The 12,470-nt window shown below is 44.9% G+C and carries 12 protein-coding genes; 4 read left to right on the plus strand and 8 right to left on the minus strand.

All coding sequences use genetic code 11. The annotated features are described in order from the left end of the window. Nucleotides 1-15: 15 nt before the first annotated feature. Nucleotides 16-591: an MCR_0457 family protein gene (locus ACFBZI_RS06015; RefSeq protein WP_375715493.1), complete on the minus strand. Its 576-nt coding sequence runs from the start codon at nucleotides 589-591 to the stop codon at nucleotides 16-18. Nucleotides 592-966: 375 nt separating this feature from the next. Here ACFBZI_RS06015 and ruvB point away from each other — a divergent pair, with 375 nt between their 5' ends. Next, a complete protein-coding gene (gene ruvB, locus ACFBZI_RS06020; protein ID WP_375715494.1) occupies nucleotides 967-1,956 on the plus strand; it encodes a Holliday junction branch migration DNA helicase RuvB in 990 nt (329 codons plus the stop codon). A gap of 56 nt (nucleotides 1,957-2,012) precedes the next feature. Continuing rightward, nucleotides 2,013-2,621, plus strand: coding sequence for a hypothetical protein (locus ACFBZI_RS06025; protein ID WP_375715495.1), 609 nt, complete (start codon nucleotides 2,013-2,015; stop codon nucleotides 2,619-2,621). Between the two features lie 219 nt (nucleotides 2,622-2,840). On the opposite strand, the gene ubiM is transcribed toward ACFBZI_RS06025, so the two are convergent. From ubiM to lgt, 6 genes are all read right to left on the minus strand, one after another. Then, nucleotides 2,841-4,037: a 5-demethoxyubiquinol-8 5-hydroxylase UbiM gene (gene ubiM, locus ACFBZI_RS06030; RefSeq protein ID WP_375715496.1), complete on the minus strand. Its 1,197-nt coding sequence runs from the start codon at nucleotides 4,035-4,037 to the stop codon at nucleotides 2,841-2,843. Nucleotides 4,038-4,072: 35 nt separating this feature from the next. Beyond that, nucleotides 4,073-4,525: a hypothetical protein gene (locus ACFBZI_RS06035; protein WP_375715497.1), complete on the minus strand. Its 453-nt coding sequence runs from the start codon at nucleotides 4,523-4,525 to the stop codon at nucleotides 4,073-4,075. Between the two features lie 68 nt (nucleotides 4,526-4,593). Next, nucleotides 4,594-5,655: an FAD:protein FMN transferase gene (locus ACFBZI_RS06040; protein WP_375715498.1), complete on the minus strand. Its 1,062-nt coding sequence runs from the start codon at nucleotides 5,653-5,655 to the stop codon at nucleotides 4,594-4,596. Nucleotides 5,656-5,705: 50 nt separating this feature from the next. Next, nucleotides 5,706-6,239, minus strand: coding sequence for a dihydrofolate reductase (locus ACFBZI_RS06045; protein WP_375715499.1), 534 nt, complete (start codon nucleotides 6,237-6,239; stop codon nucleotides 5,706-5,708). Further along, nucleotides 6,236-7,078: a thymidylate synthase gene (locus tag ACFBZI_RS06050; RefSeq protein WP_375715500.1), complete on the minus strand. Its 843-nt coding sequence runs from the start codon at nucleotides 7,076-7,078 to the stop codon at nucleotides 6,236-6,238. The genes ACFBZI_RS06045 and ACFBZI_RS06050 overlap by 4 nt, the downstream gene beginning before the upstream one ends. Beyond that, nucleotides 7,078-7,953: a prolipoprotein diacylglyceryl transferase gene (gene lgt, locus ACFBZI_RS06055; protein ID WP_375715501.1), complete on the minus strand. Its 876-nt coding sequence runs from the start codon at nucleotides 7,951-7,953 to the stop codon at nucleotides 7,078-7,080. Before lgt ends, ACFBZI_RS06050 begins: the two co-directional genes overlap by 1 nt. A 456-nt stretch (nucleotides 7,954-8,409) precedes the next feature. Between lgt and mqo the strand changes: the two genes are divergently transcribed. Then, the gene (gene mqo, locus ACFBZI_RS06060; protein WP_375715502.1) at nucleotides 8,410-10,089 is read left to right on the plus strand and encodes a malate dehydrogenase (quinone); all 1,680 of its coding nucleotides are present in this window, start codon (nucleotides 8,410-8,412) and stop codon (nucleotides 10,087-10,089) included. A 157-nt stretch (nucleotides 10,090-10,246) separates the two neighbouring features. Here mqo and ACFBZI_RS06065 read toward each other — a convergent pair whose 3' ends face one another. Next, nucleotides 10,247-10,708: a hypothetical protein gene (locus tag ACFBZI_RS06065; RefSeq protein WP_375715503.1), complete on the minus strand. Its 462-nt coding sequence runs from the start codon at nucleotides 10,706-10,708 to the stop codon at nucleotides 10,247-10,249. Nucleotides 10,709-11,447: 739 nt separating this feature from the next. On the opposite strand from ACFBZI_RS06065, the gene ACFBZI_RS06070 reads away from it, so the two are divergent. Beyond that, nucleotides 11,448-12,401: an OmpA family protein gene (locus ACFBZI_RS06070; protein ID WP_375714632.1), complete on the plus strand. Its 954-nt coding sequence runs from the start codon at nucleotides 11,448-11,450 to the stop codon at nucleotides 12,399-12,401. The last annotated feature ends 69 nt before the right edge of the window (nucleotides 12,402-12,470 follow it).

A 12,470-nucleotide genomic window follows, 5' to 3' on the forward strand; every position in this document is an offset into this window, starting at 1 on the left:
AAAATTGTCAAAGCATCAAACCGAACTGGCAAATTCATAACACAAAGCACGGTTTTCGGATGCGGGGAAACTGGCCGTCCAAGCACGGACATTGTGCAGGATAATGCGATAATCACGCTGGTTGTTCAGCTGTTGCAGGCTTTGGTGCGGATTGGCGGATCTGGGCATAAACAAATGCAGCTGGCGGTTATAAGCACGGCCAAAATTTGCTTTTTGGGCGGTGTTTAGAATCGGTGGGCAAATCTCGGACAGCACTTGAATCAATGCCAATTCGTACTGACTGACGGTTAGGTAGATTTCTTGGGTGTTGATGGTCTGTGGAGCTGATACTCGCTGATAGCGGGCTGGGTTGGTAGCACAGGCGGCAGTGGGCAATCCCAAAGCGATGATTAGCAGCACAGTAACCAGCTGCTTTAGCGTGCTTGACAGCGTACTTGTCGGTCTGTTTGACGGTGTGCCTGACGGATTGGATCGATTGATCAATCTCAATAAAGCACAAGCATGGTCATCATGGCTGATGCCGTCGATGCTAGAATCTTTATCATAAACGGTGGCAGCTGTGCGGCGTGCCTGATAAGTCATTTTTATCATTTGTGCAAAATTCTGATTATCGCTCTTGTGATTATGATACTGGTTTTTGCCAAAAAAATCCCTTAATAAATGTATGCGTATTGTAGTGTAATCTTTTTTTCGGTAACACATCGGCAAAATTTGCCAAAAATCGCCAAAATTTGCCAAAAAATTGCGGCGATTGTTGCAGGTTTTTGAGCGATGAGCAATTTGTGGGGGCGGTTTTGTGATAAAATGGCAGGTATTTTGCGGCGATAACATGGCTGATTGCTTAATGCTAGTTTATGCAGTGAGTGAATACTTGCTCATGCCAGTACTTGCTCATGCTAGCCATTGTCAGTCGTTACTGTTGCTTATTTTGCTACTTATTGTTGGTTTGGATTTTTGGTAACTGCTATGTCAGACACTCGCTTAATTGACCCCAATCTTAAAAAAGACGATACCACCGACCGTGCCATTCGCCCAGTCAGTCTGTCAGAGTATATCGGACAGCCAAAGGTGCGTGAGCAGATGCAGGTATTTATCCCTGCGGCACGAGCTAGGGGCGAAGCGTTGGATCATACGCTGATTTTTGGGCCACCGGGGCTTGGCAAGACAACGCTTGCCAATATCATCGCTCGTGAGATGGGCGGCAATCTACGTAGCACTTCAGGGCCAGTGCTGGAGCGAGCGGGTGATTTGGCGGCGATATTGACCAATCTGGAAGCTGGCGATGTGCTGTTTATTGATGAAATTCACCGACTTAGCCCTGTGATTGAAGAAATTTTATACCCTGCGATGGAAGATTATCAGCTGGATATTATGATTGGCGAAGGGCCGGCAGCACGCTCAATCAAGCTGGATTTGCCGCCGTTTACACTGGTGGCGGCAACCACTCGAGCAGGGCTGTTGTCAGCACCGTTGTTTGATCGCTTTGGTATCGTGCAGCGGCTGGAGTTTTATAATGTGGCGGATTTGACGACCATCGTCAAGCGTTCGGCACGGCTACTTGGCGTAGCGATGGACGATGGTGGGGCGGCAGAAGTGGCACACCGTAGCCGTGGTACGCCACGCATCGCCAACCGCCTGCTCAGACGAGTGCGAGATTATGCCGAAATCAAGGGCGACGGCGTGGTAACGGCACAGATGGCAGCGGCGGCACTGGATATGCTGGCGGTGGATAAAAGGGGGCTGGATCAGCTGGATCGCCGATATTTGTCGGTGCTGGCGGACAGATTTCACGGTGGGCCAGCTGGCGTGGAAGCACTGGCAGCGGCAATGGCAGAAGACAGGGGGACGCTTGAAGATGTCATTGAGCCGTATTTATTACAACAAGGCTATATCCAACGCACCACCAAAGGGCGTATCATCTCGGACAAGGTCGATCGTGAAGGGGTGTTGGGTTGATGATTGGTGTTAAAATTGCTAATTTTATGGTTTAATTATTTTAATAAAGGCAAAAAATGAACCAAAAATCGCACAAAATAGAACAAGCATTGAATGATTTCTTTGATTGCTACTTGAAGAAAAATCAAGAAATTGAAATTTATAATGAATCTAGTTTTCAGCATGAATTGGGGATTTTTTTAAGAAGTGAGTTAGCAGATTATAAAATTCAATTTGAAAGAAATATTAAATATTTTGAATATGATTCAAAGGATAAAAACGAAAAGAAAGAAATTGACATTGTGATTTGCAATAAACTTGATGATAGCGAAAAATACGCCATAGAATTAAAATTTGCAAACAAGACCAATGGGCAGCACCCTGAAAAAATGTTTAGCTTTATTAAAGATATTTGGTTTATGGAAACGGTAAAAGTTCGGTGCAAAGGATTTGTCCAAAATTATTGTGTGACTTTGGTTGAAGATGAGCTATTTTATCAAAAAACTCTAAGAAATAAGCATGATGGCATTTATCAATATTTTCGTGGCGGTCAAAAAATTTCAGGACAAATTGAGAAACCGACAGGCAAAGATGAAGCTAAATTTATAATAAATTTACAAAATTCTTATCAAATAGAATGGAGAGATCTTTATGATGAGAAGAAATTTTATATCGTGAAAGTTTGAGCCTGATGGGTGATTTTTGGATATTTTGCAATGAGCATTTGAACATCAAAGAGCGGTTTTTATTTTTATAAAAACTCACTTAAACCACCATTTAAGGCTTGAGCATAATTTTATCCATTAGAGAAATTTTGACTTAATATACAAGCCACAAACCCAATTTACCAAAAAATATGGTCAAAAAAAATTGACCATATTGATTAACAAATAAAAACTTTAAATTTATCCAACCAGCTGTTTGGCAATCCAATGCTTGACTGGTGGCAGATGGTTGCTCACTCGCAGCACCGCATCTCGCACCGCCTTGACTGGTCGTGTGTCGGTGGTGAACAGCTTGACCATGGCATTAGTGCCGTGATATAAGGGGCGTGTCTGTGCTTGATGGCGGCGATCATAGCTTGCCAGCAGACGAGCATCACCGATGTCGCTTTGATTGCGATGTGCTGCCAAAATCAGGGAAGCTAATGTGTTGGCACTTAATAACCCCAAATTATAGCCATGTGCTGTAACAGGGTGCATGCCCACCGCCGCATCACCAACCAACGCCGCTCGGCGAGCGACAAAATGTCGTGCATGCACACCCATCAGCGGATAATGATGCACCGTACCAGCGATGGTAAATTCGCCAAATTTATCACCAAACATTCGCTGAGCTTCGTGTGCCAAGTCCTGCGGCGACAGGCTCAAAAGCTCGCCCGCTTGGGTGTTATCCAGGGTGATGACGCAGTTGGTCATGGTATCATTAAGTGGCAACAGCGCCAGCGTCCGCCCATATAAAAAGCACTCTTGGGCGGTTGCACCGTTTGACAGTGGGTGTGTCACTCGAAAGACAATCACCGTACGCCCAAAGTCGTGCATATCAGCAGCAATGCCAAGCATACGACGAACGCCAGATAGGCGACTGTCCGCTGCCACCAACAGGTCAGCCGTCAGCACACGACCATCTGCCAGCGTAACCGTCGCCTGCTTATCGTCAGTCTGCACATCGCTAACGCCAACCCCAGTAATGAGCGTAACATTATCCATCGTGGCGACTTCGTCATAGACCGCCTTTTTGATGTTGTGATTGGATACCAAATTGCCCAAGCGATCCAAAGAACGCATGGCACGCATCAGTTTTGGCACTTGAAAATGCAAGGCATAATCAAAATTACCGCTGTACACTTTGGCTTGTTTTAGCGGATAAATCTCATCAGGACAAAAGCGTTGCCACACGCCCAGATTTTGTAGGATTTCTTTGGAAGTGTTGGTCAGGGCAATTTCACGCCCATCATAGGCAGGGTTTTCGATGGCGGACAGTGGTGCTTTTTCGACAATGCTCAAGCGTAAATCACTGCCCTTAAAAAATCGAGCAAACGCCAAACCTGCCGGCCCTGCACCCACGATGACGATGTCGCTATGATTGGCAATATTGCTCATAATTCACCCCTTTTAATACGCTGTTAAGCTATTGATTAATCAGATATTTTTGGTTTTTTGGTTGATACTAAGTGCTGATAATTTGCCAATTCATGCCGCACCGCCATCTGCACCCAGGCACGCAAATCTTCGGACAGCTGGCTCATATGCTCACCCAAAAATTCATCAACCTGCGTGGCAAGTGCTTTATTTAGGCGTGATTCGATGTCTTGCATATCAGGCGTCAGTGTCAAATCGTCATCATCGTTCAAAGCAATGCTTGGGGCAGCATGCACCAGTTGCACAGGTCGAACCTTGTTTTTATGCTGCTCGGTGGCATCTGTCACCGCTTGATTAAAATCGGCATGCCGAAAAGCAAATTGCTCCGCTGGCTCTTGGCTTTCTAGCAAATCGATGATGTCATCAAATTCATCATAAAAAATTTGACGAGTGGCGGCAGGCGTCGCCAACCAACGCTTGGCAAAATGAATGCTATAAAAACTGGACATAATCGGCCTTTTTTGTAATTTTGAAAAATCGTTAAGCTATTGTAAAGCAAAAAATCCAAGCGTGCAAATTATGGCGAAGTTTTGGCAAATTTTTGTTGCATGGCGTGGGTTTTGACAATCTCAAAGCCTGTTTTGCTGGCATTTTCCACCACAAATAACGCCATCACACCTTGATTGTTGGCAAGTGTCAGTGCGTCTGGATAAGGCACGGCGGTCAAAGCGGTTGCCCACGCATCTGCCAACGCCACCGAATCGTGCAGCACGGTAACGCTTGGGGCGTTATTTGCCACTGGCTGCCCTGTGGTTGGGTTGATGGTGTGGCTATAACGCACGCCGTTATATTCCAAAGAGTTGCGATAACCGCCAGAAGTGGCAATGTGTAACGCTTCTCCCGCTGGCTGTGTCAGCGTGGTCAAAGTGCTGCGATTTTCAACCGAGCTGTCAATCACGGGTTTATCAATGCCTAATGTCCAAGGCCTGCCATTGCTATTGACGCCCAAAGTCGCCACTTCGCCACCGATTTCCACCATATAATTGACCACGCCATACTCTTGCTTTAGCGTCTGGGCGATGACATCGACGGCATAACCTTTGGCGATGGCAGAAAAATCCAAGCCCACGCCATCGGTGCTTTTGCTCAATTTATCGCCATCTAGCAGTACTTTATCCAGTCCCACTAGGCTGTCGGCAGCGGCAATCTCGGCGGTGCTTGGCGGTGATTGTAGCCGCTCAACATTCATACGACTGCCAAACCCCCACAGCTCCACCAGCGGATACACAGTCGGATCAAAGGCGTGATTAGATGCCTGATACACCGTCCGACTGTCGGTCAAAACCTGCACAAAATCAGCATCAACCACGATGGGCGTGTGCGATGATAAGCGGTTAAATCGGCTGATGGTGCTGTTTTCTCGATAAGTGGACATGCTGTCGTTGATGCTCTCAAGCCGCTGATCGATACTGGCTTGAATGGCGGCAGTGTCTGCTTGGTTGTCGCCGTTTTTGAAGGTGATGTGGTAGCTTGTCCCCATCGTCTCGCCGCTGATGCTTTGGTAAGATGGCTTATCTGAGCAAGCGGTCAATGCCAAGCCACAAACCACCAAACCGCCAATCACTGGAGCATAACGCATAAATATTCTCTTTATCTGTTAAGTTTTATCACAATGGTTTTTATTTAGTTTTATTTATCTGTTCGCTGCCAAGTGCTAAAGCGATAACTGATGCCGCTTTTATCGTCAATCTGCGTTGTGCTTTGATAAGTTTTGGTAAATTGATTATCAATATCTGGATAAAAAGCGTCACCATCGATGATAATATCCACTTCGGTGATTTCTAGCCTGTCCGCCTGTGATAGGCTTTGGGCATAAATCTCACCACCACCGATGATAAAAATCTGCGATTGGTTTTGGCTGATGGCATCGGCTTTGGCTCGTTCAATCGCTTGGTCAAGAGAGTGCGACACCACCACGCCATCATGACCAAAGTCCGCTTGGCGAGTGATGATGTGGTGCGTGCGATTTGGCAGCAGTCGCCCCAGTGATTCAAAGGTCTTTCGCCCCATGACAATCACGCCGCCATCGGTAATACGCTTAAAATGCTGCAAATCGGCAGGAATATGCCAAAGTAGCTGATTGTCCTTGCCAATGGCACGGTTACGGCTGATGGCGACCACCTGCACGATATCAATGGCAGTAGTGTTTGGTGCTGTATTCATACCGCCACCTCAGCTTTAATTGCTGGGTGCGATTGGTAATTGATGATTTGAATGTCGTCAAAAGTGAACTCAAAAATGTCCTTTACTGCTGGATTTAGCTGCAGTTGGCAAAGTGCCATCGGCTCACGAGTCAGTTGTAGCTTGGCTTGCTCAAAGTGGTTATTATAAAGGTGCGTGTCGCCACCTGTCCAAATAAACTCACCCACGCCCAAGCCACACACTTGAGCAACCATGTGCGTCAATAGAGCATAGCTGGCGATATTAAACGGCACGCCCAAAAACACATCGGCACTACGCTGGTACAGCTGGCAGGACAATTTGCCATCTTGGACAAAAAACTGAAACAGCGTATGGCATGGTGGCAGTGCCACTTGTCCAGCTTCGCTAGGATTCCAGCCAGAGACGATCAGACGGCGTGAATTGGGATTGGTTTTGATTTCATGAATCAGCCAAGCAATTTGATCAAAACCATCGGCTTGATACTTGCCATCGGCGTCTTTGGTTGCCCCAAAATTACGCCATTGATGACCATAAATTGGGCCCAAATCGCCCGCTTGTCTGCCAAAGCGTGCCGTCTGCTCGGCGGTTGCCCATTCGTCCCAGATACTCACTTGATTGGCGGTCAGATAATCAATGTGCGTCTCACCCTTTAAAAACCAAAGCAGCTCATGAATGATGGATTTGACATGCACTTTTTTGGTGGTGAGTAGCGGAAAGCCTGCCGACAAGTCAAAACGCATCTGATAGCCAAACACTGAGCGTGTGCCTGTGCCTGTGCGATCGCCTTTATCGCCACCAGTGTCCAAAATGTGCTGGAGCAATGCCAGATATTGTTTCATTAAGATTTTTTCCAGTCATAAATTTGTTTTTGGTAAGCCATGATGAATAAAATCACCCCTGCCACGATCATCGGCAAGCTGTACAATTGCCCCTTGCTCATCCAACCAAAAATCAGCTCGTAGCCAACATCTGGCTGGCGGAAAAACTCGGTAATAAACCGACTGATGCCATAACCAAGCAAAAATAACGCCGAAACAGCATAGCGTGGGCGTGGCTTGGCACTAAACCACCAAAGCAGCACAAACAGCAGCACCCCTTCGCTAATAGCTTGATAAATCTGCGATGGGTGGCGTGGCAAAAGCAGATAGCCGTTAATGTTTGTGGCAATGTTTTGCAGGGTGGGATTTTCGCCAATTAGGGCAAAATCGGCATTGGCAGCCTGCGGAAAATACATCAAATGCGACAAATTGGACTCAGACACTCGTCCCCAAAGCTCGCCATTGATAAAATTACCAATCCGCCCAAACAGCAAGCCTGTCGGCACGCACGGTGCGATAAAATCCAGCACGCTAAACGCCGCTTTTTTATATTTATAAGCAAAATACCACATCGCAAATAGCACACCGACAAAGCCGCCATGAAAACTCATGCCGCCTTCCCAGACACGGAACAGATACAGCGGATTGGCGAGAAATTCACCAAAATTGTACAAAACCACATAGCCGATGCGACCACCCAAAATCACGCCCACCGAGCCAAAAAACACCAAATCCGACACCATTTCACTGCTAAAATCGGCACGAGATTTGGCACGAGAGTACGCCAAAAAATACGCCACGGCAAAAGCAAGCAAATACATCAAGCCATACCAATGTAGCTGAACGACGCCCAAATCTAGGGCGACAGGGTTAAACTGTGGGTGAACGACTGCCATAACTTATCCATAATGGTCATGATAAATTGCTCTATTATAGCCGATTATGGGTAATTATGGGTAATTTTGTTATGGGCAATTTTGCAGATTTTGCCTGTTTTTACAAAAACTATCCAGCTGATAAGTTTTGGGAGAAAATTGGGTAATTTTTGAGTAATTTTTGGCGGTTTTGGAGAGATTTTGGACAGTTGTGATTTTGTGATAAAGATATAAAGATGAAAAAGAAAAGATAAAAAGGTGGACAAGTGAAAAGGTAAAAAAGCGAAATATTGCCAAAGTTTTTGGCTGCATTAAAACTAAGTATCAAAACTAAATTGTATCAAAAAATAATAACTTAATGACTTTTGCTGTGGTCTTGGTTATAATAGGTTGCTTTTTGTATGCTGTCTAGACAATAGGGGTTTGACAAGACTTCAAGGTGTCTGGCAGCATTTTTTATTGATTTAAGTTGTTATTATGAAAAAATTTTTACGATATTTATTAATCATTCTGCTGCTGATTTTGGTGGCGGTACTGATTTTCTTATTCCGTCCTGTGGCGACCAAGCCAGTAAAAACCGCCGATGATGAGCCTGTGGTTGATGCGGTGCTGATCGGCGGCGGCATCATGAGTGCCACGCTGGGTACTTATCTGAACGAGCTTGAACCAGACTGGCAAATCACCATGTTCGAACGCCTAGACAAGGTCGGTCAAGAAAGCTCTTATGGTCTGCACAATGCTGGCACAGGGCATTCAGGCTTTATGGAGATGAACTACACCGCCCAAGCCGACGATGGCAGTATTGACATTAAGCGTGCCGAAAACATCGCCAGTCAGTTTGAAGTTGCCAAGCAATTTTGGGCATATCAAGTTGAGCATGGCCGTCTGGGTACGCCGTCCAGCTTTATTAACCCAGTGCCGCACATTGCCTTTGTTTGGGGTGATGAAGTGGACTTTTTGCAGCGTCGTTATCAAGCGATGATCCAGTCGCCGCTGTTTGCTGACATGGTTTATACCGAAGATAAAGCACAAATCGAAAACTGGGCACCATTGGTGATGCAAGGCCGTGATGCCGCCCAAAAAGTCGCCGCCACACGCATGGACATTGGTTCAGATGTCAATTATGGGGCGATTACCACGCAGCTGATTGATGGCTTGAGTAAAAGCCCAAATTTCACATTGGCGACCAACTCTGAAGTTACTGGCATCAGTGCCAATGCCGATAAAACTTGGACAATCACCGTCAAAAACCTAAAAACTGGCGAAATCAGCCACACCAAAACCCGCTTTGTGTTTGTCGGTGCTGGCGGTGCTGCCATCAAGCTACTGCAGTACACTGACCTACCTGAAAGCAAGTACTACGCTGGCTTCCCTGTCGGCGGTCTGTTCTTGATGACTGACAATCCTGCCATCACCCAAGCTCACACTGCCAAAGTCTATGGCAAAGCCGAATTGGGCGCACCGCCAATGTCAGTGCCACACATCGACACTCGCTACATTGATGGCAAAAAATATGTGCTGTTTGGGCCATTTGCCACTTATTCGAATAAATTTTTGAAAAATGGCTCACAGTTAGACTTGCTTGGTTCAGCGACCAAAGACAATGCTTTGCCAATGCTTGCCACAGGGCTTGAAAATACCGATTTGGTTAAATATCTGATTAGCCAAGTGATGCTAAGCGACAGCGAACGCCTAAAAGAGCTGCAAAAATACTACCCAAATGCCAAGCTAGAAGACTGGCAAGCTGTCCAAGGCGGCCAGCGTGTGCAAATCATCAAAAAGCTGCCAAACGAGCCAGCCAAGCTGCAATTTGGTACAGAGATTTTTGCTTCCCAAGATGGCACAGTAACTGCTTTATTGGGGGCATCGCCCGGTGCATCAACTTCACCGCACATTTTGCTAAACTTGCTTGAAAAAGCCTTCCCAGAGCAAGTCGCTGGCAAGTGGCAACCCAAGCTGCAGCAAATCATTCCATCGTATGGCAAAGATTTGTCCCAAGATGCTGCCTTACTTGACCAAGTGCGTCGTGATACCAGCCGTGTGTTGGGCTTGGTTTATACCCCAAAAAACACGCCACAAGCAGGTCTGGGCACCGACCGCCAAAACATTGAGCGATTGAACGAAACTTCCCAAGAAGTCGCCATCGCAGCACAATAATTAGCCAAATTAACTTGGTGTTTGCCGTCAAAACAGACGAAAAAGACACCAAGTTAAAATCAAAAGTCAAAGCCAAAAAATAAACAGGGTAAATGCTGCCCTGTTTATTTTTTTTGCCAAAATTAAATTAAATATTAGCAGTTATTATAAGTAATCATTATAAGCGATCGCAGCGTGTCCAAAATTCACCGCTGCCATGCTGTGAATAAATGAAGTTCTTATCGTCCAAATGGACAATGTCAGCACGGCCATTGACTGGAGATGACAAGTCTTCGACAGTATTTAGCGGTGTGCCCAGTTTTTGGTTATCGCCAAAGCGTCTGACCTTTTGGTGCTGCCATTGATAATCTGTGCCATTGACCGCCCAAATGCCTTCGTAACCAACACGGCTGACCATATTTTGACCATCTTGGACATACCAAGCTTCTTGCTGATGGCTGTATGTATAATCAGGGCGGTATTCGGTGATTGATGACACCTTAAAGGCGTCTTCGTTGCCTTGATAGCCTGATGTACAGTACCATTTACCGACGATCAATGTTTCATTATTGGCATTGGCAAAACTGCCAGACGCACATAGCATACCAGCGAGCAACACCGTCATTGCAGCAATTTTCATATTCTCTCCCAAGTTAAATCAAAAACACTGAGATATTATCAATTTTTTCTAATAAATCAAAATCAAAATTGATAATACCAAACACACAAACTTATTAGCATTGTACTAGATTTTGGGACGGGTAACAATAGCTACATTGCCCAGTTTGCGTGGTTAATTTGTAATCAGAGCGAATGAAAATTGAGTATTTTATCTTAAAATTGAATGATTTTTATGCAAATTGTTGATTTTTTAAAAATTAATATTAAGGTAATTATCAATATAATGAATTGTTTTTATTTTGTAAAGAAATATAAATATTTGTTGATTCTAAAATGAATTTTATGAAAAAATATAGAAAATTTATTTTAAAATCATATAGTTACAAAAAATATTAGTATATATCTTTTTTGTTCTCAAGGGCTTTTATATTTCCCATAAAATTGTATAATAGACACTAAGTAAGCATTTGGTCGGATTTATAGACATCTTATGGATAGGTTTTGAGAAAAATAATATTTTTATTATAAAAATCAAGTACTTACCATGATTATTTATGTCAATATGTAGATTGTGCAGCAGCCAGCTTACAAAGTTTGTGCTTTGTGAGCTTTGAGTGATTGCAAAACTATAAACCGTACTGCAGCTTCATACTTGGTAAATGTCGGCTTTAATGGCTTAAATACTAAAAGTCGATATTCTTTTGTTTAGCTCGGGTTAAAACTGGTTATCAGAAACCCATTCCTTACTAAGGTAAACTATGCTATCTATCAAACAACTTTCACTGGCAGGAGCGATTGCCGTTTCAGCTTTGGCGGTATCCGCTCAAGCCAACACTGTCGTTGTTCCAGGCAGTCATGTGGCTTGGAACAAATCAGCCTCTGGCAATTTGAGCAATTTGGCATTGACTGACCGCACCGCTGCTGTTGTCTTTATCCGCCCATCAAGCAACGATGTGCCAACATCAGACTCCAGCACCAACATTGGCTTAGACGGTCGCTTTTTGACCAGCTTGCAAGACGGTCACTACTCAGCAGGTATCGTGTGTGCTGGTGATGTCAAACTAAGTGCTGTACCAACCGCCCAAAAAATTAACGATTTGGCTGCAGGTGCTGCCACCATCAACCTAAAAGCTGGTGAAACACAGTACTTCTTGGTGAACACAGCACAAAACTACCTACCAGTGCTACAACAAATCACCCCAGAACAAGCTGCTCAAACGCTACAAGCCAACAGCACTTACAAACAAAACCATCAAATCAGCCGTGTCAATCCTGAAAACTGCCCAGCACCAAAGCCTGCACCGATGCCAGCACCACAACCAGTGGCTGTCGCTGCCGCACCAGCGACTGAGTACTATGTTGAGACACGCCCAAATGTCCGCCTAAATATCCTATTTGACTTTGACAAATCAAACATCAAAGCCCAATACAAAGGCGAAGTCCAAAAAGCCGCTGATTTCTTGGCTCAATACCCAGATGCTGTTGCCATCATCGAAGGTCATACCGACTCAAAAGGCAGCGATGCTTATAACCAAAAACTGTCTGAGCGTCGTGCCAACGAAGTACGCAATGCCCTAATCAAAAACCACGGCATCAACCCCGCACGCCTAACTGCTCAAGGTTTTGGCGAATCACGCCCAGTGGCAACTAATGACACCGATGCAGGTCGTCAAGAAAACCGCCGTGTGATGGTTGTGATTCCTAACCAATAATCCCCAAGCGATTATTGTTTTATGTATTATTTTATATTTTAAACATATTAAAATAGATTTTATTTAGAG

It is taken from the genome of Moraxella marmotae, assembly GCF_042219885.1.
In the GTDB taxonomy this organism is placed as follows: Bacteria; Pseudomonadota; Gammaproteobacteria; order Pseudomonadales; family Moraxellaceae; genus Moraxella; species Moraxella marmotae.

What these genes read in the sequence shown, in the direction of transcription:
- ACFBZI_RS06015 (WP_375715493.1), bottom strand. Translation starts at nt 591, where the DNA reads ATGATAAAAATGACTTATCAGGCACGCCGCACAGCTGCCACCGTTTAT.
- ruvB (WP_375715494.1), top strand. Translation starts at nt 967, where the DNA reads ATGTCAGACACTCGCTTAATTGACCCCAATCTTAAAAAAGACGATACC.
- ACFBZI_RS06025 (WP_375715495.1), top strand. Translation starts at nt 2,013, where the DNA reads ATGAACCAAAAATCGCACAAAATAGAACAAGCATTGAATGATTTCTTT.
- ubiM (WP_375715496.1), bottom strand. Translation starts at nt 4,037, where the DNA reads ATGAGCAATATTGCCAATCATAGCGACATCGTCATCGTGGGTGCAGGG.
- ACFBZI_RS06035 (WP_375715497.1), bottom strand. Translation starts at nt 4,525, where the DNA reads ATGTCCAGTTTTTATAGCATTCATTTTGCCAAGCGTTGGTTGGCGACG.
- ACFBZI_RS06040 (WP_375715498.1), bottom strand. Translation starts at nt 5,655, where the DNA reads ATGCGTTATGCTCCAGTGATTGGCGGTTTGGTGGTTTGTGGCTTGGCA.
- ACFBZI_RS06045 (WP_375715499.1), bottom strand. Translation starts at nt 6,239, where the DNA reads ATGAATACAGCACCAAACACTACTGCCATTGATATCGTGCAGGTGGTC.
- ACFBZI_RS06050 (WP_375715500.1), bottom strand. Translation starts at nt 7,078, where the DNA reads ATGAAACAATATCTGGCATTGCTCCAGCACATTTTGGACACTGGTGGC.
- lgt (WP_375715501.1), bottom strand. Translation starts at nt 7,953, where the DNA reads ATGGCAGTCGTTCACCCACAGTTTAACCCTGTCGCCCTAGATTTGGGC.
- mqo (WP_375715502.1), top strand. Translation starts at nt 8,410, where the DNA reads ATGAAAAAATTTTTACGATATTTATTAATCATTCTGCTGCTGATTTTG.
- ACFBZI_RS06065 (WP_375715503.1), bottom strand. Translation starts at nt 10,708, where the DNA reads ATGAAAATTGCTGCAATGACGGTGTTGCTCGCTGGTATGCTATGTGCG.
- ACFBZI_RS06070 (WP_375714632.1), top strand. Translation starts at nt 11,448, where the DNA reads ATGCTATCTATCAAACAACTTTCACTGGCAGGAGCGATTGCCGTTTCA.